Source organism: Salmonella sp. SAL04202, from assembly GCF_046550775.1.
Taxonomy (GTDB): domain Bacteria; phylum Pseudomonadota; class Gammaproteobacteria; order Enterobacterales; family Enterobacteriaceae; genus Salmonella; species Salmonella enterica.
Genome location: NZ_JBGDXK010000002.1, coordinates 312,576 through 334,401, shown reverse-complemented (window position 1 = coordinate 334,401; position 21,826 = coordinate 312,576). Strand labels below are relative to the sequence as shown.

General features: G+C 52.6%; 20 protein-coding genes. 14 read left to right on the top strand and 6 right to left on the bottom strand.

Annotated features, from left to right (window positions below; all coding sequences use genetic code 11):
• The first annotated feature begins 34 nt into the window (after positions 1 to 34).
• From stdC to ACLJQJ_RS11825, 4 genes are all read left to right on the top strand, one after another.
• Positions 35 to 778: a fimbrial biogenesis chaperone StdC gene (gene stdC, locus ACLJQJ_RS11840; RefSeq protein WP_000798493.1), complete on the top strand. Its 744-nt coding sequence runs from the start codon at positions 35 to 37 to the stop codon at positions 776 to 778.
• Positions 775 to 1,848, top strand: a complete 1,074-nt coding sequence (locus ACLJQJ_RS11835) for a hypothetical protein (RefSeq protein WP_000141332.1) — start codon at positions 775 to 777, stop codon at positions 1,846 to 1,848. The genes stdC and ACLJQJ_RS11835 overlap by 4 nt, the downstream gene beginning before the upstream one ends.
• 143 nt (positions 1,849 to 1,991) lie before the next feature.
• Entirely contained in the window at positions 1,992 to 2,504 is a 513-nt protein-coding gene (locus ACLJQJ_RS11830) for a CaiF/GrlA family transcriptional regulator (protein ID WP_000336260.1), read from the top strand.
• Entirely contained in the window at positions 2,491 to 3,249 is a 759-nt protein-coding gene (locus ACLJQJ_RS11825) for a hypothetical protein (RefSeq protein ID WP_063808815.1), read from the top strand. The genes ACLJQJ_RS11830 and ACLJQJ_RS11825 overlap by 14 nt, the downstream gene beginning before the upstream one ends.
• A gap of 209 nt (positions 3,250 to 3,458) precedes the next feature.
• On the opposite strand, the gene ACLJQJ_RS11820 is transcribed toward ACLJQJ_RS11825, so the two are convergent.
• Entirely contained in the window at positions 3,459 to 4,301 is an 843-nt protein-coding gene (locus ACLJQJ_RS11820; RefSeq protein ID WP_063808814.1) for a nickel/cobalt efflux protein RcnA, read from the bottom strand.
• Between the two features lie 121 nt (positions 4,302 to 4,422).
• Here ACLJQJ_RS11820 and rcnR point away from each other — a divergent pair, with 121 nt between their 5' ends.
• On the top strand, positions 4,423 to 4,695 hold the full coding sequence (gene rcnR, locus ACLJQJ_RS11815) for a Ni(II)/Co(II)-binding transcriptional repressor RcnR (protein ID WP_063808813.1): 273 nt from the start codon (positions 4,423 to 4,425) through the stop codon (positions 4,693 to 4,695).
• Positions 4,696 to 4,725: 30 nt separating this feature from the next.
• On the opposite strand, the gene ACLJQJ_RS11810 is transcribed toward rcnR, so the two are convergent.
• A complete protein-coding gene (locus ACLJQJ_RS11810) occupies positions 4,726 to 5,955 on the bottom strand; it encodes an amino acid permease (RefSeq protein WP_000036836.1) in 1,230 nt (409 codons plus the stop codon).
• A 140-nt stretch (positions 5,956 to 6,095) separates the two neighbouring features.
• Positions 6,096 to 6,551, bottom strand: a complete 456-nt coding sequence (locus ACLJQJ_RS11805) for a multidrug/biocide efflux PACE transporter (protein ID WP_017465480.1) — start codon at positions 6,549 to 6,551, stop codon at positions 6,096 to 6,098.
• Between the two features lie 103 nt (positions 6,552 to 6,654).
• Between ACLJQJ_RS11805 and ACLJQJ_RS11800 the strand changes: the two genes are divergently transcribed.
• From ACLJQJ_RS11800 to ACLJQJ_RS11775, 6 genes are all read left to right on the top strand, one after another.
• The gene (locus tag ACLJQJ_RS11800) at positions 6,655 to 7,518 is read left to right on the top strand and encodes a LysR family transcriptional regulator (RefSeq protein WP_063808812.1); all 864 of its coding nucleotides are present in this window, start codon (positions 6,655 to 6,657) and stop codon (positions 7,516 to 7,518) included.
• A 122-nt stretch (positions 7,519 to 7,640) separates the two neighbouring features.
• Complete coding sequence (locus tag ACLJQJ_RS11795) at positions 7,641 to 8,819, top strand: acetyl-CoA C-acetyltransferase (RefSeq protein ID WP_000665977.1); 1,179 nt, start codon at positions 7,641 to 7,643, stop codon at positions 8,817 to 8,819.
• Between the two features lie 429 nt (positions 8,820 to 9,248).
• Positions 9,249 to 10,085 carry a 5-dehydro-4-deoxy-D-glucuronate isomerase gene (gene kduI, locus ACLJQJ_RS11790; RefSeq protein WP_000383274.1) on the top strand — a complete coding sequence of 279 codons (837 nt, stop codon included), beginning with the start codon at positions 9,249 to 9,251 and terminating at the stop codon, positions 10,083 to 10,085.
• A gap of 56 nt (positions 10,086 to 10,141) precedes the next feature.
• The gene (gene kduD / locus ACLJQJ_RS11785) at positions 10,142 to 10,903 is read left to right on the top strand and encodes a 2-dehydro-3-deoxy-D-gluconate 5-dehydrogenase KduD (protein ID WP_000602494.1); all 762 of its coding nucleotides are present in this window, start codon (positions 10,142 to 10,144) and stop codon (positions 10,901 to 10,903) included.
• A 352-nt stretch (positions 10,904 to 11,255) separates the two neighbouring features.
• The gene (gene araE, locus ACLJQJ_RS11780) at positions 11,256 to 12,674 is read left to right on the top strand and encodes an arabinose-proton symporter AraE (RefSeq protein WP_063808811.1); all 1,419 of its coding nucleotides are present in this window, start codon (positions 11,256 to 11,258) and stop codon (positions 12,672 to 12,674) included.
• Between the two features lie 112 nt (positions 12,675 to 12,786).
• The gene (locus tag ACLJQJ_RS11775; protein ID WP_000848633.1) at positions 12,787 to 13,494 is read left to right on the top strand and encodes an aspartate/glutamate racemase; all 708 of its coding nucleotides are present in this window, start codon (positions 12,787 to 12,789) and stop codon (positions 13,492 to 13,494) included.
• On the opposite strand, the gene ACLJQJ_RS11770 is transcribed toward ACLJQJ_RS11775, so the two are convergent.
• Positions 13,466 to 14,401 (bottom strand): LysR family transcriptional regulator, encoded by a 936-nt coding sequence (locus ACLJQJ_RS11770; protein ID WP_000741798.1) that lies wholly within the window; start codon positions 14,399 to 14,401, stop codon positions 13,466 to 13,468. The genes ACLJQJ_RS11775 and ACLJQJ_RS11770 overlap by 29 nt on opposite strands.
• Before the next feature lie 117 nt (positions 14,402 to 14,518).
• On the opposite strand from ACLJQJ_RS11770, the gene lysA reads away from it, so the two are divergent.
• Positions 14,519 to 15,781 carry a diaminopimelate decarboxylase gene (gene lysA, locus ACLJQJ_RS11765; RefSeq protein ID WP_001657232.1) on the top strand — a complete coding sequence of 421 codons (1,263 nt, stop codon included), beginning with the start codon at positions 14,519 to 14,521 and terminating at the stop codon, positions 15,779 to 15,781.
• Between the two features lie 9 nt (positions 15,782 to 15,790).
• On the opposite strand, the gene ACLJQJ_RS11760 is transcribed toward lysA, so the two are convergent.
• Both ACLJQJ_RS11760 and galR read right to left on the bottom strand, forming a co-directional pair.
• The gene (locus tag ACLJQJ_RS11760) at positions 15,791 to 16,813 is read right to left on the bottom strand and encodes a LacI family DNA-binding transcriptional regulator (RefSeq protein WP_074182131.1); all 1,023 of its coding nucleotides are present in this window, start codon (positions 16,811 to 16,813) and stop codon (positions 15,791 to 15,793) included.
• Between the two features lie 10 nt (positions 16,814 to 16,823).
• Entirely contained in the window at positions 16,824 to 17,852 is a 1,029-nt protein-coding gene (gene galR / locus ACLJQJ_RS11755) for an HTH-type transcriptional regulator GalR (RefSeq protein ID WP_000201030.1), read from the bottom strand.
• 592 nt (positions 17,853 to 18,444) lie between these two features.
• On the opposite strand from galR, the gene aas reads away from it, so the two are divergent.
• The gene (gene aas / locus ACLJQJ_RS11750; protein WP_000896101.1) at positions 18,445 to 20,604 is read left to right on the top strand and encodes a bifunctional acyl-ACP--phospholipid O-acyltransferase/long-chain-fatty-acid--ACP ligase; all 2,160 of its coding nucleotides are present in this window, start codon (positions 18,445 to 18,447) and stop codon (positions 20,602 to 20,604) included.
• Positions 20,597 to 21,799: a lysophospholipid transporter LplT gene (lplT, locus tag ACLJQJ_RS11745; RefSeq protein ID WP_000004686.1), complete on the top strand. Its 1,203-nt coding sequence runs from the start codon at positions 20,597 to 20,599 to the stop codon at positions 21,797 to 21,799. The genes aas and lplT overlap by 8 nt, the downstream gene beginning before the upstream one ends.
• The last annotated feature ends 27 nt before the right edge of the window (positions 21,800 to 21,826 follow it).

The following is a 21,826-nucleotide window of genomic DNA, read 5'->3' as shown; positions in this document are numbered from 1 at the left end:
CCCTGTCACAGAGCAGGTCTAAAGGAGAAAACAGGTGAAAAACAGCAGAAGAAGCCGTGTGATTTTACTCGCACTGGCGGCAGCATGGAGCCAGTGCAGCCCGGCGGCCGTCAATGTCGACCGGACCCGTATTATCATGGATGCGCCACAGAAAACGGTGGCCATCACGCTGAATAACGATGACAAAACCACGCCGTTCCTGGCGCAGTCCTGGGTGACGGACGCTGACGGGGTGAGAACCGATGCGCTGATGGCGCTGCCGCCGCTGCAGCGTATTGATGCCGGACAGAAATCCCAGGTCCGCATCACCCAGGTTCGCGGGCTGACAGATAAGCTCCCTCAGGACAGGGAAACACTGTTCTGGTTTAACGTGCGGGGCGTTCCCCCGAAGCCAGAAGACGACAACGTTCTGCAACTGGCCATGCAGAGCCAGCTGAAACTGTTTTACCGTCCGAAAGCCATTATCAGAAGCAGCAGTGACCAGCCGGAAAGAAAGCTGACTGCTGAGCGGAATGCGGGACATCTGACCCTCAGAAACCCGACGCCGTACTACATCACTGTGGCGTGGCTGGGAGCAGACCGCAGCCACAGGCTCAGCGGTTTCCGCGAGGGCGTGATGGTGCCGCCCCTGGGGAGCCTGCCTTTAAAGGCTGTTTTGCCGGCAGAAACCCGGACGCTGTGGGTGGGGTATATTGATGATTACGGTGGACTGCAGATGAACCGCTACGCCTGCGATGCCCTGAACTGCGCGTTTAAGGACGCAGGGGCGACATCATGACAGAATGGATTTTTAATCTGAAAACAAAACTGACCGTGCTGGTGATGATGTTGTGCTCTTTATGTGTGACTAAAGTGTATGCGGTTGAGCCAGGTATAAATGAATGTGCAGTCACTTCCGGTCAGAATATTAATTTAAGAAATATAAATTTGACAACCGATGATTTTAAACCTGGTCCGGATTCGGTTATCTATACAATCAATCAGGATGCTGTTTTTAAATGTTACATGGGATATGGCACGCAATTTCCACAACTGGTATTTAATCAGGGCTACTTCAGTAAATTTACCCAGACACTAGATGCGATGGGACTTGGATTCAGAATGTCCGTTAAAGAAACAGAAAATGCTTCAAATGTTGTTTCGTTCTCCTGGGATGAAATAAAGAGCACTCAGTCAGGAAATGAGTTGCGAAAAGAGTTTGGCACAAAACTACCTGTTGGGACTACAGAACGAAAAGTAAGGATAACACTGGATTTCTTATATACAAAAGCATATTCAGAGAGTAGTGCAGTTACAGCTTTTACGGGGGTAAGTAATGTTTTAAATATTGTACCTTTTCCTTATTCTGTGAGACAAAACGGATTTGTTTTATCTGGTTTTAATGTGAGAATTCTCAGAAACGGATTGGGTAAAGTTGACATTGTTCCATTACAGGTCAACTTTGGGCATATTTATACGACTTATGAACCTTCACAGACCAGGCAGGCAAATTTTACAGTGATCGCCACGCAGGTTTTACGACCGGCTATGGGACAGGAATTCACGATCCCTCTGGCCATCACCTTCGGGAAAGGTGCACTGACACAGGATACCGGGCAAACTCTGAATCTTGTCAGCCTGGATGGCCCCAACAAAGGTCAGCCTAATGGACTCCGGCTTTCAATAAAAGACGGTACAAAAGAGATTACTTTTGATAAACAAGAAGTACTGGGGGATATTACTATTACAGGAGCTGTCACCGGTAATGTGTCGAAAGTATATACCGCAGTAATAACCCCGACCCCGGGGGAAAGTGTAAAGACAGGAAAGTTTTCTGCTGCAATACCCGTTACTGTTACCTATAACTAATCGGGGGGGCAGATAATAAAAATAAAAGAACTGACTGAGTTATCGGGGAACTAATCCCGAATAAACACACATTAATAATAAATACTATTTAAGAGTTGTTCTTCACCTCCGGGAAATCATTTACCCAGTTATGGAGAGGTTTTATGTGCCCTGATAATACACACGCAAAAAAGCAGTACCTTACCCCTGGTAACGATATTCATTATCCCGGACAGACCAACCATGATGCCTGTTTTATTCCGGTAAGTGTCCGCCAGTATGCCGGCGAGCCCCTGTATATCATCGTGGCACACTGGTGCCTGTTGCAGCAGAACTGGGTTCAGCGTAACCAGATAGCAGAGGCGTTTCACATCACGGCCAGACGGGCCAGCTACCTGATTGCCTATCTGCGAAGCAAAACATCGCGGGTGGTCAGCATCTGCCGTCACCAGACCCTGCCCAATAAAGCACGACGCTATGAGATTTATGTTATCCGGGTTCTTGACAGTCCCACCCCGTCCACGCGTCGTGAAAAAGCCGGACCGCCGCCGGTATCAAAACGCCGGGTCGGTAATGGTGACAGGTCGATGGCAAATGAACTGTGGAACCGGCTGTGCAGTAACAGAAATGCGGGAAAGATCCTGAAAAAGAAGGAGGATGAGGATGACGGAACATAACCGGATACCGGTCCGGCAGATTATCGTTTACGGTGACTGCTGGCCGGTGACGATCGCCGTGGCACACCTGGTCCGGAGATTTCTGCCGGGCTGCAACTGTGAAACCGCATACAGTCTGCCTGTTCTGTTGCAGCAATTACGTCGGAAACCGGAGGCCATACTGATACTGTGTCTGCGTCCCCGTGAACATCTCTTTTTGTTCTATTCCCTGAGGCAGATACTGCCGGACTACCCGGTTATGATTATCAGCGATGAGCTGTTTTTCAGCGACCGGGTGGTACTGAAGGTATACGGCGGCATCCCGGCGCTGCTGGAGCAGGAACTGGCGGAGATACTTATTCGGTGGCGGCGGGATGAACAGTGGGCCGGGGGCGCACGCTTGCGCAGGACAGGAGCGCTGGACGCCTTTTTGTTATCTCCGGAGCCAGTGACGGGCTTTCTGGAAGTGCCGCCGATATTTAACAATCCGAAGCGGTTGATGAACTATATGGATCAGTTGATGCACCGGGAGATACTGGCATGTGGAGTGAGCCTGGCCCAGTTACGCTTGCTTCAGGAAGTTTACCGTGGACGAGGAAGGTTGTCAGCGTTGTGTGGAAGGCTGAATACACAGGAGAAGCAAATCTGGCAGGACAAATACCGGTTACTGGTGAAGCTGGGAATGCGGAACCGATTACGGGAACTGCTGTTTGGTACCCGGTTTTGTAAATCACTGCAGCGAACTCCGTTTGTCGCTCCGCAATAACCCGCCTCCGGCAACCCTATCCAGAAACACTGACACTCCGGCTAAACCCGGTGGCGGTGGGGTATGTTTTGCCTGTGGTGTAGTGGAGTAAAATACAGAATTCAGGCGGGACGCTGAATGTATGGCCTTTCATACCGTTTGATAAGTAAAAACGCTTCTGGAATGAAACCCGACGTGAATGATACGGCCTGAGCAGAAGCGTTACATATTTACTGCATGATCCCGGTATAGCCATGAATTCCCATATACACGCCGACCAGACCAATCAGAATGCTCGAAAAATAGGGCGCCCGCCGGGCAAGCGTCGAAAAACCACTCCAGCGCTTTGCTGCCTGTTGAACGCTTATCGCCGCGCCAACGCCTACCGTCACCAGTGTTAATGCCAGGCCAAGACTAAAGCTCAGCACCATCGTGGCGCCCAGCGTAAACGCTTTAAGCTGGATACAAATCAGTAAAACGGTGATCGCAGCCGGACAGGGGATAAGCCCTCCGGTCAGGCCGAACAGTAGGATCTGTCCATTAGTCACTGTTTGACCATCAAAACGGCGTTGAATATCGGCAGCATGGGCGCGTTCATGGGCATCCTGATACGCTTTTGACGTTGCGCCTTCCGGATGTATGTGACCATGATGGTCATGGTCATGGTCATGGTCATGGTCATGGCCGTGGTCGTGATGGTGGTCGTGATGGTGGTTTCCCGCCAGCCACTGCTGCTCGCCTCGCCATGTCCGCCAGAACATCCAGCACGCGGTGCTCAGAATAATAATCGCAGAAATTAACTGCAGCCATGGTTCCACTGATTGTGCGGTGAATGCCCGGCTAAGATACATCCCACCCAGAGCGATTAACCAGACGATCGCGGTATGAGAAAGCGTTGCTGCCAGACCGAGCATGACGGCCTGTTTAACCGTACCTTTAATGGCAATAATAAAAGCCGCCATCATAGTTTTGGAGTGCCCTGGTTCAAGCCCGTGCAAAATACCTAATAAAATGGCGCTGGGAATGAAGAACCAGCCGTTTCCTTGCTGAAGAAGTGTCGAAAATTCACCCATGAGAATGATTCTTAGTTGTTTTATGTGGGCGTCATTCTACTCCCCCCCAGTATGGAATACTACCCCCCAGTAGCATCGTAATGCTATAATTTGTATTCGTTAATGTTAGTGAGGTGTTGTAATGTCACATACCATCCGGGACAAACAAAAGCTTAAAGCCAGAACCAGCAAGATTCAGGGGCAGGTGATAGCGCTAAAAAAAATGCTGGATGAACCGCATGAATGCGCGGCCGTGTTACAACAGATGGCGGCGATTCGCGGCGCGGTAAATGGCTTAATGCGTGAGGTGATTAAAGGGCATCTGACCGAGCATATCGTTCATCAGAGTGATGAAGCCAGGCGTGAAGAAGATCTGGACGTAATATTAAAGGTGCTGGATTCTTATATAAAATAGCCGGGAGTTATATCCCGGCTATCTTTTACTTTAGCCGAAAAACATCACCGATACGCAAAGTAAACCGACGACCAACGTAATGAAATTACCTATTGAACGGTAGGGTTTCAATGCCGGTATCAGGTACGTTGACAACGTGGGCATAATAAACAGAATCATCGCAATGAGCGGGCCGCTAATGGCATAAATCATAGAGATGGCATTCGGGTTAATACAGCAAATAATAAACGTAATCCCGGAAACCAGCATGATAGACAGCGCGCGATTGAACGCCCGGCTTTTTTTCACGCCAACCTGCTGTAGGGTGGTTCTTACCATTTCGGTTGCGCCCTCGATGACGCCGAAATAGGTGCCGAGGAAAGATTTCGACATGGCCACGACGGCAACGATAATACCGGAAATAGAGAGCCAGGCCGGCGCATTGGGCATCATCGAGAGCGCGGAAAGGATGGTAACGCCTTCGTTGCGCGCGTCTTCAATGTATGACGGCGGAATGGAGAGCAGGCAGCTAAAGACAAAGAACAGCACGCTCAGGCAGATAATCAGATAGGCGACCTTCATGATCTTTTTGCATTTATCCATGGCCTGATCGCCAAAATTTTCCCGTCTGTCGATGGCAAACGTCGAAATAATGGGCGTATGGCTAAAAGCAAAAACCATCACCGGAATAGAAATCCATACCTGGTGCAACGTGTGACTATCCAAAGACATCTGCCCGGTCAGTAACGAGGGTTGCCAGCTTCCGGTTAAGTAGAGCGAAAGGAACAAGAAGTAAGCGATAAGTGGAAAGACTAAAAAGCCCATTACGCGAAGAGTGGCATGTCTTCCCATTAAGAAAATCATATTCAGGATAAGTACTACGCCGAAGCTAACTGCCATCCGGATGCGAATATCTATCTGAATATGCTTCGCTAATTGCTCTGTCAGGGAATTGGTAATCGCCACAGCATAAATTAATACCACGACAAAAAACGCAATGAAATAAAGCGTGGTAATAATACTGCCGATTTTCTTGCCGTAATAATGAGTAACGGCGCCAGTAATTCCCTCACCTGCAGAAGTCTTTGAGGAAAGAATAAACTGACACAGCGCCTTATGCGGCCAGTATGTCAGAGGCCAGGCGACCAGCGCGGTAATAAATAGCACGATTGCGCCTGCCGATCCCAACTGGATGGGAAGGAAAAGAGTGCCTGCGCCTACAGCCGTTCCGTATAATGCAAAACTCCAGAGAGTCTCATCTTTTGACCAAATTTTAGACATTATTTGAATTTATCAACTATAAAACACACAAAAAGAAGCGCAATTTACCATAAATAGCGTCAGTTGGGGGCGTTTTAAGCAGATGGATGTCGTGGAGGAGGGGGCCGGGAGCGTTGCGATCCCGGCAAAAAAGAGCAATATCATGCACTAACGCGCTGTTGGCGGCGGGTCACTATTCGCTGGCGTAAAACATCGTATGCCCAGTTGTACAGCATCGTGTACGGCAAAAAGAACAGGAAGAAACCAATTTCCAGGGTGAATGCTTGTAGCAGGCTGACATTCAGTACCCAGGCGACAATACTCACGCCAATGACAATAAACCCACTTTCAAATCCTAACGCATGGAATGCGCGCACTTTGGCGGTTCGTCTCACCTGATGCGCGGGCCACAGTCGATCAAACAGAGCGTTATAAATGATATTCCAGATCATGGCCGTTGTTGCCAGCAATATCGTCAGGCCGCCCATCTCCAGCACCGAGCGCTGCATTAGCCAGGCGGTCGTTGGCGCCAGTATCGCAGTCGCAATACCTTCAAAACAGACAGCATGGAAAATACGCTCCGGCAGCGAGCGACGTTGTATGGCGTCATGTTGCATAAACGAAAAAACCTTACTCTTAATCAAATTAAAGAAATTTCCGCTATTTTATCGTTTAATGTGATACCTAAAAGATAATATCCATCGATAAAGTAGATAGGTTATGCGTTACTCACCTGAAGCGTTAATGGCATTTGTTGAGGCCGTCTCTTGCGGCTCGTTTTCTGCGGCGGCGCGCCGCCTGCGTAAAAGCCAGTCCACCATTAGTACCGCCATTGCGCATCTGGAGGCGGATCTGGGATTTTCATTATTTGATCGATCATCGCGCCAGCCCGTTCTGACCGAAGAAGGAAAACGGGTGCTTAGCTATGTTCAGGCTATTTTATCGGCGAGCGATCGTCTGGATGAGGTGGCGCTGACGTTATCCGGCGAGACGGAGGCAAGACTCACGTTCGTCCTCTCTGATACCCTGCACCCTGACAGTCTGGAAGAGTTAATGGCGCAGTTTGATCGTCAATTTCCGCATACCGAGTTTGAATGCTTGATCGGAGAAAATGATGATGTCATCGACCTGTTGCAAAAAGGGCGCGCCCAGATAGGTCTGATTGAAGCGCGTGATGACTATCCCACAGACATTGGCGCGACGCGTCTGCCTGTTCAAAGCTGGATGGGGGTTTATGTGGCGACCACGCATCCGTTGGCGTCGCAGACGAACCTGCAATGGGAGCAACTGCATACCTGGCGCGAGCTGCGTCTGAATACCTACCTTGACTCTAACGCCAACATTACGCGCGGCCCGGCCTGGTCAGCGCCAAACTATTTATTGCTGTTGAGCATGGCGGTTCAGGGATTTGGCTGGTGCGTATTGCCCTGCGCGCTGGTGGAAGAGTTTGCGGCGGAAAAACCGCTGGCGCAGCTGGATGTTCCTGGCTGGCCGAGGGCGATTGCTATTGATTTGTTGTGGAACAAGAAGACGCCGCCCGGAACGGCGGGGAACTGGCTTCGCTACCATTTGCAGCAGAAATAAGCTGCGCCACCGTCAAATCAGCGTCATTTCCTTTGTGATAAAACTCACTTTTTTTAAACAATCAAGATAACTAATTTTAACAATGCTCTACTATGGCGGTGTCATTTTGCGCTGAGGTGGTAATGAAAGAGGTTGTGATAGTGGGGGCTTTACGGACACCCATCGGCTGTTTTCAGGGAACGCTGGCCCGTCATTCCGCCGTCGAGCTGGGGAGCATGGTCGTAAAAGCGTTAATTGAGCGCACCGGCGTGGACGCTAACGCTATCGATGAGGTCATCCTCGGTCAGGTACTGACGGCTGGCGCCGGGCAGAATCCGGCGCGCCAGTCAGCCATCAAAGGAGGGCTGCCGACTACCGTTTCCGCCATTACCATTAATGACGTTTGTGGTTCCGGTTTAAAAGCGTTGCACCTGGCGACGCAGGCTATTCAGTGCGGCGAAGCGGACATTGTTATTGCGGGCGGGCAGGAGAATATGAGCCGTGCGCCGCATGTCCTCAATGACAGCCGTAGCGGCGCGTTGCCTGATGCCGACAATCTGGTGGATAGTCTGGTACATGATGGCTTATGGGATGCCTTCAACGATTATCACATTGGCGTGACGGCAGAAAACCTGGCGCGGGAATATGGCATCAGCCGCGAGTTACAGGATGCTTATGCGCTCAGTTCGCAGCAAAAAGCCAGGGCCGCGATTGATACCGGGCGTTTTAAAGATGAGATTGTCCCCATCGTCACGCAACGTAATGGGCAGACCGCAATTGTCGATACGGATGAACAACCGCGGGCCGACGCCAGTGCGGAGGGGTTAGCCCTGCTGCATCCGGCGTTTGATAGTTTAGGTTCGGTGACGGCGGGTAATGCCTCCTCAATCAACGATGGCGCCGCCGCGGTGATGATGATGAGCGAGGCGAAAGCCCAGGCGCTGGGGCTGCCGGTGCTGGCGCGCATCCGCGCGTTTGCCAGCGTCGGCGTCGATCCTGCGCTAATGGGGATTGCGCCGGTATATGCTACCCGGCGCTGTCTGGAGCGTGCCGGCTGGCAACTGACGGAGGTCGACCTTATCGAAGCCAACGAAGCGTTTGCCGCCCAGGCGTTGTCGGTAGGAAAAATGCTGGAATGGGATGAGCGACGGGTAAACGTTAATGGCGGCGCGATTGCGCTGGGGCATCCCATTGGCGCTTCCGGTTGTCGAATTCTGGTTTCACTGGTGCACGAAATGGTTAAACGCGACGCGCGAAAAGGTCTGGCGACGCTGTGTATCGGTGGCGGCCAGGGCGTTGCTTTAACCATTGAACGCGACTGATCCTGCGCCAGCCATCCTTTTCCTGCTTCAGTATTCCGTTATAAAAAGCCCTCTATCACGAGGGCAAAGCCAGTGACAGAACCCCCTTTTTCGTTATAGCGCAGAACGTCTTGCCGCGTCGGGCATTGCAGACGCATACCGCTTTTAATTCAATTCGCACATCAGACCCCGTTCCAAAACAAGCCCCAATTTTTATCTGAGTAACCGCATACAGCATCTGGCGCACATGTCTGAAAATCAGACAAGTGCGTAAGTTTTAGCGCCGTTCGTGATCGCTACAGCAGTTTTAAAAATAACCAACCATATAAATGAAACGTTGTTTTATTTATTATTGAAAACCTTCATCCAGGCGACTATGATGCCGTTAAATAAATCAAAACAGTGTTTTGATTTTATGCCATTGCGATCGATTTATCATTGGAGGGAAAAGTGGACGTAAGGCAAAGCATCCATAGCGAGCACGCTAAAACGCTGGACACCCAGGCGCTGCGACGCGAGTTTTTAATAGAAAATATTTTTGTCGCTGATGAATATACGATGGTCTACAGCCATATCGACCGTATTATTGTCGGCGGCATTATGCCCGTCAGCCATTCTGTTGAAATCGGCGGAGAGGTGGGTAAACAGCTTGGCGTTTCCCGGTTACTGGACCGCCGCGAGCTGGGCGTCATTAATATTGGCGGCGCGGGCGCCATTATCGTTGACGGGCAGCGCCATGATATTGGTCATCGTGATGCTCTGTATATTGGTAAAGGGGCGAAAGAGCTGGTCTTCGTCAGCAATGAGGCGAGCAGACCGGCGAAGTTTTATTACAACTGCGCGCCAGCGCATACCGCTTATCCGACGAAAAAAGTGTCGCCTGCCGACGTTGCGCCCGTCACCTTAGGCGATAACCTCACCAGTAACCGTCGCACCATCAATAAATACTTTGTACCGGATGTACTGGAAACCTGTCAGCTCAGTATGGGACTCACCGAACTGGCGCCCGGCAATCTATGGAACACCATGCCATGCCATACCCATGAGCGCCGTATGGAAGTGTACCTCTATTTCAATATGGAAGAGGACAGTTGCGTTTTCCATATGATGGGGCAGCCTCAGGAAACCCGTCATATTGTGATGCGTAATGAACAGGCGGTTATTTCCCCAAGCTGGTCAATACATTCTGGCGTTGGCACCAAAGCCTATACGTTTATTTGGGGCATGGTGGGAGAAAATCAGGTCTTCGATGACATGGATCACGTTGCGGTACAAGATCTGCGCTAGTCGCGACCGGTGATAACGCCTGTGCGTGACAGGCATGACAAAAATAAGGATTAACAATGATTTTGAATGCATTTTCTCTTGAAGGTAAAGTCGCGGTTGTGACGGGGTGCGATACCGGATTGGGGCAGGGGATGGCGTTAGGGCTGGCGGAAGCGGGCTGTGACATTGTCGGTATTAACATTGTTGAACCGACGGAAACTATTGCGCGCGTCACCGCTCTGGGACGTCGTTTTTTAAGCCTGACAGCCGATCTGCGTCAAATCGATGGCATTCCGGCGCTACTGGAACGGGCGGTGGCGGAATACGGTCATATTGATATTCTGGTGAATAACGCGGGTTTGATCCGTCGTGAAGATGCGATTGATTTCACGGAAAAAGACTGGGATGACGTCATGAACCTGAACATCAAGAGCGTGTTCTTTATGTCTCAGGCGGCGGCAAAACTTTTTATTGCCCAGGGCAACGGCGGCAAAATTATTAATATCGCGTCTATGCTCTCCTTCCAGGGCGGCATTCGCGTTCCGTCTTATACCGCGTCGAAAAGCGGCGTAATGGGAATAACGCGTCTGATGGCGAACGAGTGGGCGAAACACAATATCAATGTAAACGCCATCGCGCCGGGCTATATGTCCACGAATAATACCCAGCAATTGCGCGCTGATGCACAACGTAGCGCCGAAATTCTCGACCGTATTCCGGCTGGACGTTGGGGACTACCGGGCGATTTAATGGGCCCGGTAGTCTTCCTGGCATCCAGCGCTGCTGATTATATTAACGGCTATACCATAGCGGTAGATGGCGGTTGGCTGGCGCGTTAATCCGCTACTGACAAATGCGTTTCTGGGAAAATCGACGCTTTGGCCGAAAAACTGATAAAGCCCTGTCCTGGTACAGGGTTTTTTTATGATCTCATTAGCATAGTCCATATTGTGGGTTTAACTTAATCCATATATTGTTAAATAATAGCTATGATCAATGCTTTAACTTATTGAAATATTGGTGGTTTGAAAAAATACCCGGCAACGGCGTTAAATTTAAAAAGTGTAATATCCATCACATATCGCTATAGCGTAGCCATTTAATCCATATTTATGCCGTTTCCAGCCTGACACTTGAGGAAGAGTATCCCGTACTTTCAGGCTATGTCTTACTCTGTTGTGGCAGGAAAATATGGTCTCTATTAATCATGACTCTGCTTTAACGCCGCGTTCGCTTCGCGACACACGACGTATGAATATGTTTGTTTCGGTTTCTGCAGCGGTAGCGGGACTGTTATTTGGTCTGGATATCGGCGTTATCGCCGGGGCGCTGCCTTTTATTACCGACCATTTCGTACTGACCAGCCGGCTGCAGGAATGGGTCGTCAGCAGTATGATGCTTGGCGCGGCAATTGGCGCATTATTTAACGGCTGGCTTTCATTCCGGCTGGGGCGTAAGTATAGCCTGATGGCTGGCGCGATTTTGTTCGTGCTCGGCTCGCTGGGGTCGGCGTTTGCTTCCAGCGTGGAAGTATTGATTGGCGCCCGCGTGATACTGGGCGTAGCAGTAGGGATTGCCTCCTATACCGCGCCGCTTTATCTCTCTGAAATGGCTAGCGAAAATGTTCGCGGCAAAATGATCAGTATGTATCAACTGATGGTGACGTTAGGCATTGTGCTGGCTTTTTTATCCGATACGGCATTTAGCTACAGCGGCAACTGGCGCGCGATGTTGGGCGTACTGGCGCTGCCTGCGGTGTTGCTCATTATTCTGGTGGTATTCTTGCCGAATAGTCCGCGTTGGCTGGCGCAAAAAGGTCGCCATATTGAAGCGGAAGAGGTGCTGCGTATGCTGCGCGATACCTCGGAAAAAGCCCGTGATGAACTGAATGAGATTCGGGAAAGCCTCAAACTCAAGCAGGGCGGATGGGCATTATTTAAAGCTAACCGCAATGTTCGCCGCGCCGTGTTCCTCGGTATGCTGCTACAGGCAATGCAGCAGTTCACCGGCATGAACATCATTATGTACTATGCGCCGCGCATTTTTAAAATGGCCGGCTTTACCACCACGGAACAGCAAATGATCGCCACGCTGGTGGTCGGACTGACCTTTATGTTCGCGACGTTTATCGCCGTCTTTACGGTCGATAAGGCCGGGCGTAAACCAGCGTTAAAAATCGGTTTCAGCGTAATGGCGTTAGGGACATTGGTGTTGGGCTACTGCCTGATGCAGTTTGATAACGGTACGGCATCAAGCGGCCTCTCCTGGCTTTCCGTTGGGATGACGATGATGTGTATCGCCGGTTACGCGATGAGCGCCGCTCCGGTGGTGTGGATACTGTGTTCGGAAATCCAGCCGCTGAAATGTCGTGATTTTGGCATTACCTGTTCAACCACGACAAACTGGGTATCGAACATGATCATCGGCGCGACATTCCTGACTCTGTTGGACAGCATTGGCGCGGCAGGTACATTCTGGCTCTACACCGCGCTGAATATCGCTTTTATCTGCATCACTTTCTGGCTGATTCCGGAAACCAAAAATGTCACCCTGGAGCATATCGAACGCAAGCTAATGGCGGGCGAGAAGCTAAGAAATATTGGCGTATAATCCCCCCTCCCATGCCGGATGACGCCTGTTATCCGGCATGATGAAAAATAGACTGGAAACGGATGTGTAAGTTTGCTTCACTGCCATAATGCTTTACAAAAAGGAGAGCGCAGTGAAAACGATCGGGCTGTTGGGGGGTATGAGCTGGGAATCGACTATCCCTTATTACCGTTTAATCAATGAAGGCATTAAACAGCAGCTGGGAGGCCTGCACTCGGCGAGCTTACTGCTGCATAGCGTAGATTTCCACGATATTGAAGTATGTCAACGCCGCGGCGAGTGGGATAAAGCGGGCGATATCCTGGCGCAGGCCGCCCAGGGGTTACAGCAGGCGGGCGCAGAAGGCATTGTGCTGTGTACCAACACCATGCATAAAATCGCGCACGTTATTGAATCTCGTTGTTCTCTGCCTTTCCTACACATCGCGGATGCTACCGGGCGAGCTATCGCCCGTCAGGGGTTGCATCGCGTGGCGCTATTAGGGACTCGCTATACGATGGAACAGGATTTTTATCGCGGGCGGCTGGAACAGCAATTTGCGATTGAGACCATCGTGCCGGAGGCGGACGATCGGGCGCGTATCAATCAGGTCATTTTTGACGAGCTCTGCCAAGGGACATTCACTGACGCGTCGCGCCACTATTATTTACAGGTTATCGAACAACTGGCTGCGCAAGGCGCGCAGGGCGTTATTTTTGGCTGCACTGAAATAGGTTTGCTTGTTCCCCAGACGCAAAGCGCGCTACCGGTTTTCGATACCACGGCAATTCATGCCGCAGATGCCGTGAGCTTTATGCTTTCGTCATCGGCCCCAGAATAACCTCCAGCGGTTCGACCAGGCGCGAAAGATGCGTTTGTAAATGCTTACTGAAGGCGTCAACCAGCGCGGAGGCGGGGCGGTGTAGCGGGCGAATCAGGCTGACGGTAAAGGGCACGTCAATGCTGAAGCGGCGAACGGTGACGCCGCTGGCGGCATAGTCAAGCGCGGTCAGCGGGTTAACGATCGAAACGCCCGCCCCGGCGCGCACCATCGCGCAGACGGAGGCCGCGCTATGCGTTTCCACCACCATTCTGCGCTTCACCTGATGTTCGGCAAATAACGTATCCAACAACTGTCGATAGCTGTCCAGGCGGGAGAGGCTGATAAAGTTTTCCCCCTGAAAATCGTCTGGCGTCAGTACCGTTTTGGCGGCAAGCGGATGGTCGCAGGGCAGTACGCACACTTCATTTAGCGTTAGTAACTCGGTACGGGTTGTTCCTGCCGGGGCATGAAGCGTCTCCGTCAGCCCTAAATCGTGGCGCTGAGCGGAGAGCCACTCTTCCAGCAACGGCGACTCCTGCGGCACAATATTCAGGCTGACATCCGGATAACGCGCCAGAAAAGGCGGTAGTAGCGGCGGCAAAAAGGATTGTGAAAAGACCGGCAGGCAGGCGATAGAGAGTTCGCCCTGACGGAACTCGCGCAGACTTTCCGCCGCGCTGACGATGCGATCCAACCCATACCAGGAGCGTTGTACCTCTTCGAACAGGCGTAGCCCTTGCACTGTCGGATGTAAGCGCCCGCGTGTACGCTCAAACAGCGTTAATCCCAGCACTTTCTCAAAACGCGCCAGCTCGCGACTGACGGTAGGCTGCGAGGTATGCAGCAGCCGCGCCGCTTCGGTGAGATTTCCGGCGGTCATTACGGCGTGAAAAATTTCAATGTGACGTAAATTAACGGCAGCCATACGTTTCCCTGAATCATTTATCCCATATCATTTTTGCATAGACTGACAATAAAACGATATTTTTTATTCTTTCTAAGGTATGGCGTAATCGTTAAAAAGCCTGTTCCGGAGTTTGTTATGTCATTGCCGCATTATCACGCTGAAACTGACCTTAACGCTGAAAATTTGCTCAGATTGCCTGCTGAATTCGGCTGTCCGGTCTGGGTCTATGACGCGCACATTATTCGCCGTCAGATAGCCGCCCTGCAGCAGTTTGACGTTGTGCGTTTTGCGCAAAAAGCCTGTTCGAACATTCATATCCTGCGCTTAATGCGCGCGCAGGGCGTCAAGGTGGATTCTGTTTCATTGGGGGAGATCGAACGTGCGCTGGCGGCGGGCTACGATCCGCAAACGTGCCCTGATGATATCGTTTTTACCGCCGATGTGATTGACGCCGCCACGCTGGCGCGCGTCAGTGAACTGCATATTCCGGTCAATGCCGGCTCGGTAGATATGCTGACGCAGCTTGGTCAGGTTTCGCCTGGGCATCGCGTCTGGTTGCGCGTGAATCCTGGCTTTGGTCACGGCCACAGCCAGAAAACCAACACCGGGGGCGAAAACAGCAAACACGGCATCTGGCATAGCGATCTTCCGGCGGCGCTGGCGGTAATGCAGAAATACCGACTGAAACTTGTCGGTATCCATATGCACATTGGTTCCGGCGTTGATTATGGCCATCTGGAGCAGGTTTGCGGCGCGATGGTACGCCAGGTGCTGGAATGTGGTCAGGATGTGGAGGCGATTTCGGCAGGCGGCGGACTCTCGATACCTTATCGTGAGGGAGAAGAGCCCGTTGATACGCGCCATTACTATGGTCTGTGGAACGCGGCGCGCGAGCAAATCGCCCGCCATCTGGGACATGCGGTCAAACTTGAGATCGAACCCGGACGTTTTCTGGTGGCGCAATCGGGCGTGCTGGTAACGCAGGTGCGTAGCGTAAAACAGATGGGAAGCCGCCATTTCGTGCTGGTAGATGCGGGTTTTAACGATCTGATGCGCCCGGCGATGTACGGTAGCTATCACCGTATTTCGGCGCTGGCGGCGGATGGTCGCGCGCTTGAAAATGGCCCGTGGGTCGAGACGGTGGTCGCCGGGCCGCTATGCGAATCAGGCGATGTTTTTACGCAGCAGGAAGGGGGAATGGTTGAAACACGCGCCTTACCTGCGGTCATCCCCGGCGATTACCTCGTATTGCACGATACCGGCGCGTACGGTGCGTCTATGTCATCGAATTACAACAGCCGCCCGCTCCTGCCGGAAGTACTGTTTGACAATGGACAGGCGCGGCTGATCCGCCGTCGTCAGACCATTGAGGAGCTGTTAGCGCTGGAGATGTTCTGAAGCGCATCATTAGACCGGACGTTGAAAAAACGGGCCCGCGGCGACGGACTCGCGCAGAATCAGCGTGCCGGTAAAGGGCGGGATCGGGGCGACCGGCTCGCTGTTCGCCAGACGAACGGCCTGATCGATCGCGGTGGCTATCATATCCGCGATGGGTAAATAGACTGTTGAAAGCCCCGGTTCAAGCCAGGTTGCGCCCGGCGCATCGTCAAAACCAAACAGCGACACATCCTGCGGGATGCGTAATCCGGCCTGGCGCAGCGCTTTTGCCGCGCCCAGCGCCGTGTCATCATTACAGGCGAATAGCGCGCTAAACATGACGCCTTCCTCCAGTAATTCCCGGCAGGCGTCATAGCCGCGCGTCAGCGTGTAATCGCCGTATTTCACTTTTGCCGGTTGCCAGGGAATACCATACTTTTCCAGCGCCTTGCGATAACCCGCTACGCGTGATGTGCCAGTGGGAGTATGAACAGGCAGCGTAATACAGGCGATATCGCGATGGCCCTGCGTAATCAGATATTCCACCGCCTGGAAGGCCGCCGTCTCCTGCTCGAAGAAAATAGCGCGATCGCGGGCCTGAGTGACGTTGCGATTAATAATCACCAGCGGCATTTCCGTGGCGTCAATCAACGACAAAATCGCCGGCTCATCCATATAGCGAGTGTAAAGAATAATAGCGTCGCACTGTCTGTCGGCCAACATTTGTACGGCTTTCTGCTCTCGTTCCGGCGTATCGTGACCATCGGTGACGATCAACTGCTTGTTATGCAACTCCGCCTGGCGCGACGCCCGGCGCAACAAACTGCCGAAATAGAAGCCGTCAAACGTAGAGACGACCAGACCGATGCTGTTGCTGGTGCGATTCGCCAGCGAGCGTGCCAGCAGGTTGGGGCGATAGTCCAAAGCCTGCATCGCCGTAAACACTTTCTGGCGCGTGCTTTCTTTTACCTGCCCCGTCCCATTCAGCACTCGTGAGACGGTGGCCTTTGATACGCCCGCATGGCGGGAAACATCCAGCATTGTCGCCATCATGCTACCCTGATTAATCGGTTGTCGACAGGTGCCCGGTATCCGTCGGCGTGGATACCGAATGTCGGCGTACCAGTGTCGGACTAAATACATGAGTTACTTCTGGCGTAGGGCATTTCCCTGCCAGCGCTAACGCCAGTTCCGCCGCCTGTGTCGCCATGGTGACGATCGGATACCGAATGGTGGTCAGTCGGGGACGCACATAGCGTGAGACCAGTACATCATCAAAACCGATGAGCGATACTTCGCCCGGCACCCCCACGCCATTATCATTTAATACTCCCATCGCGCCGGCCGCCATCGAGTCGTTATAGCAGGCCACCGCGGTAAAATTTCTGCCGCGGCCTAATAACTCAGTCATCGCCTGCTCGCCGCCGCTTTCATCCGGTTCGCCGAACGTCACCAGCCGATCGTTAGCCGGGATATGGCTTTCCGCCAGCGCATCGTAATAGCCCCTCAGGCGATCTTCGGCATCAGAGATGGTGTGGTTGGAACAGATATACCCAATACGCGTATGACCTTGCTGGATCAGATGTCGGGTCGCCAGCCATGCCCCGTAACGGTCATCCAGCGCGACACAGCGGTGTTCTAACCCCGGTAAAATGCGGTTAATCAGCACCATGCCGGGGATTTGCTTCATTAATGAGGCCAGGTCCGCATCCGGAATCATTTTGGCGTGCACCACTAACGCTGCGCAACGATGACGAATCAACTGTTCAATAGCCTGACGCTCTTTTTGTTCGTTATGATACCCGTTGCCAATCAGTAAAAAATTGCCGGTGTGATACGCCACCTGTTCAACGGCTTTCACCATCGCGCCGAAAAAAGGATCAGAAACGTCGCCGACCACCAGACCGAGGGTTTCCGTTGCCTGCTGTGCCAGCGCGCGCGCGTTGGCGTTAGGGTGATAGCTCAGGGACTCCATTGCGCTGGTCACCGCCAGCCGGGACGCTTCGCTGGCTTTTGGCGAATCGTTAATAACGCGAGAAACGGTGGCGACTGAAACACCGGCCAGTCGGGCTACATCTTTTATGGTCGCCATGATAATACCTATAGTGGGTAAACGCTTACATTACGCCAGTTTTACGGAAAATGAACGTCTGTTCAAGCCTCTTGCCCCGCCGTGTCGGGCAAATGTGACCTGCACGGGAGAAATGCGTCTGTAAAGTGACAATACAAATCTTTCGTTACAGTTTGCGAAGCGCTGTTGCGATTGTCTGCTGGCAGGCCAGCGAGTCAGGTTGATAGAGTGGTGATCCCAGAGGTATTGATAGGTGGAATCAACGTCATTGTTGATCACACGAATTACACCAACCTGCGTAGAGATGCGCAGGTTTTTTTTTGTTTCGCCTGAACCTGTAACAGTAACGGATAATTTACACAACTCGTTGCATTTCCGTTTATTCCTTTGCGTTTTCGGACTGGCGATGCAGACGCGCGAAGCCCACAATCAAGATCCCAGAGGTATTGATTGGTGAGATTATTCGGTACGCTCTTCGTACCTGTCTCTTGCACCAACCTGCGCGGATGCGCAGGTTTTTTTTCGAACCTATTTTGCTATCGCTCCTGTTACGCAACTCGTGTAATCTGCCACAATTCATGTTTTAGCGAATTGTCGGCCAAAGGGAGTTGAAATGCTGTTTGGATTTTTCCGTAACCTGTTTCGCGTGCTTTATCGTGTGCGCGTCACTGGCGATGTCCGGGCGCTACAGGGGAACCGGGTCTTAATTACCCCCAATCACGTTTCATTTATCGATGGTATGCTACTGGCGCTGTTTTTGCCGGTACGGCCTGTCTTTGCGGTATATACCTCCATCAGCCAGCAATGGTATATGCGCTGGTTAACGCCGCTGATCGATTTTGTACCGCTCGATCCCACTAAACCCATGTCCATTAAACACCTGGTACGTCTGGTGGAGCAGGGGCGTCCAGTGGTGATTTTCCCGGAAGGGCGGATTTCCGTGACCGGTTCGCTGATGAAAATTTATGACGGCGCAGGCTTTGTGGCGGCAAAATCGGGCGCAACCGTCATTCCGCTCCGCATTGACGGCGCGGAGCTTACCCCTTTCAGTCGCCTGAAAGGTCTGGTTAAACGGCGCTTATTCCCCCGCATTCAGCTTCATATTTTACCGCCGACGCAAATACCGATGCCGGAAGCGCCGCGCGCGCGCGACAGGCGTAAGATAGCGGGTGAGATGCTGCACCAGATCATGATGGAAGCGCGTATGGCGGTGCGCCCACGCGAGACGTTATACGAATCGTTGCTGGCGGCGCAATATCGTTACGGCGCGGGTAAAAACTGTATTGAGGACATTAACTTTACCCCGGATACGTATCGTAAGTTACTGACCAAGACGCTTTTTGTTGGCCGGATTCTGGAAAAGTACAGCGTTGAGGGCGAGAAAATCGGTTTAATGCTGCCGAATGCCGCCATCAGCGCGGCGGTGATTTTCGGCGCGGTTTCTCGTCGCCGCATTCCGGCCATGATGAACTACACGGCGGGGGTAAAAGGGCTGACCAGCGCGATTACCGCGGCGGAAATTAAAACGATTTTTACCTCCCGCCAGTTCCTCGATAAAGGTAAATTGTGGCACCTGCCGGAACAGCTAACGCAGGTTCGCTGGGTTTACCTGGAAGATTTAAAAGCGGACGTCACACCCGCCGACAAGCTGTGGATTTTTGCCCACCTCCTGGCGCCGCGACTGGCGCAGGTAAAACAGCAGCCGGAAGACGCGGCGATCATTCTTTTTACCTCCGGCTCGGAAGGGCACCCGAAAGGGGTGGTGCACAGCCATAAAAGCATTCTGGCGAACGTCGAGCAGATAAAAACGATTGCGGATTTCACCGCCAATGACCGTTTTATGTCGGCGCTGCCGCTCTTTCACTCGTTCGGTTTGACGGTGGGCCTGTTTACGCCGTTGTTGACCGGCGCGGAAGTGTTTCTTTATCCAAGTCCGCTGCACTACCGCATTGTGCCGGAACTGGTCTATGACCGTAACTGTACCGTGTTGTTTGGTACGTCAACCTTCCTCGGCAACTATGCGCGCTTTGCCAATCCGTATGATTTTTATCGCCTGCGCTATGTGGTGGCCGGTGCGGAAAAACTTCAGGAGAGCACCAAACAACTGTGGCAGGATAAATTCGGTCTGCGCATTCTTGAGGGCTACGGGGTAACGGAATGCGCGCCAGTAGTCTCGATTAACGTGCCGATGGCGGCTAAGCCTGGCACTGTTGGCCGCATTCTGCCTGGCATGGACGCGCGTCTGCTGGCGGTGCCCGGTATTGAAAACGGCGGTCGGCTACAGCTGAAAGGGCCGAATATCATGAATGGCTATCTGCGCGTGGAAAAACCGGGCGTGCTGGAGGTGCCGTCGGCGGAAAACGCCAGAGGCGAAACTGAGCGCGGCTGGTACGACACGGGCGATATTGTACGCTTCGATGAAAATGGTTTTGTGCAGATTCAGGGGCGCGCGAAACGCTTTGCGAAAATTGCTGGCGAAATGGTCTCGCTGGAGATGGTCGAGCAACTGGCGCTTGGCGTTTCGGCGGACAAAATGCACGCTACCGCCATTAAAAGCGATGCCAGCAAAGGTGAAGCGCTGGTACTGTTTACGACTGACAGCGAACTCACCCGAGAAAAGTTACAGCACTATGCCCGTGAACACGGTATTCCGGAACTTGCCGTCCCGCGTGATATCCGTTATCTGAAACAGCTTCCCTTGCTTGGCAGCGGGAAACCCGATTTTGTGACGCTGAAAAGTTGGGTGGATGCGCCGGAACAACATCATGAGTGAGTCAGTACGTACTAACACCTCCATCTGGTCGAAAGGGATGCTGTCGGTGATTGTCGCGCAGTTTCTCTCGGCTTTTGGCGATAATGCGCTGCTGTTTGCGACGCTGGCACTGCTGAAAGCTCAGTTTTACCCGGACTGGAGCCAGCCTGTTTTGCAAATGGTGTTTGTGGGCGCTTACATTCTTTTTGCGCCGTTTGTCGGCCAGATAGCGGACAGCTTTGCCAAAGGCCGGGTGATGATGGTCGCCAATGGTCTTAAACTGGCGGGAGCGGCAGGTATCTGCCTCGGCGTGAATCCTTTTGTCGGTTATACGTTGGTCGGGATTGGCGCGGCGGCTTATTCTCCGGCGAAATACGGTATTCTGGGCGAACTGACGACGGGCGATAAGCTGGTGAAAGCCAATGGCCTGATGGAAGCCTCTACGATTGCGGCGATTTTGCTCGGTTCCGTCGCGGGCGGCGTATTGGCCGACTGGCATGTCATCGCCGCGCTGGTTGCCTGCGCGTTGGCCTACGCTGGCGCAGTGGCGGCGAACCTGTTTATCCCGAAGCTTGTGGCGGCGCGTCCAGGACAATCCTGGCGGTTGTCGGCGATGACGCGTAGCTTCTTCAGCGCTTGCGTTGTCCTTTGGCGTAACGGTGAAACGCGTTTTTCGCTGGTGGGGACCGGGCTATTCTGGGGCGCAGGCGTGACGCTGCGTTTTCTGCTGGTGCTGTGGGTGCCGGTGGCGCTGGGGATTACGGATAACGCCACGCCGACTTACCTGAACGCTATGGTGGCGGTAGGCATTGTGGTCGGCGCGGGCGCGGCGGCAAAACTGGTGACGCTGGAGACCGTATCGCGCTGTATGCCCGCCGGGATTTTGATTGGCGTTGTGGTTGCGATCTTCTCATTACAGCACGCATTGCTGCCTGCTTATGCCTTGTTGCTGTTGATAGGTATGCTGGGCGGCTTTTTTGTGGTGCCGCTCAACGCTTTGCTCCAGGAGCGCGGTAAGAAGAGCGTTGGCGCCGGGAATGCCATTGCCGTACAAAATCTGGGCGAGAATAGCGCCATGCTATTAATGCTGGGACTGTACTCGCTGGCGGTGCTGGTTGGCGTTCCGGCAGTGGCGATAGGTATCGGCTTTGGCGTGCTGTTCGCGCTGGCGATCGCGGCGCTGTGGATCTGGCAGCGCCGGCAGGCATCATACTGAGTGAATACGCCGGGCGGCGAGCGCGCG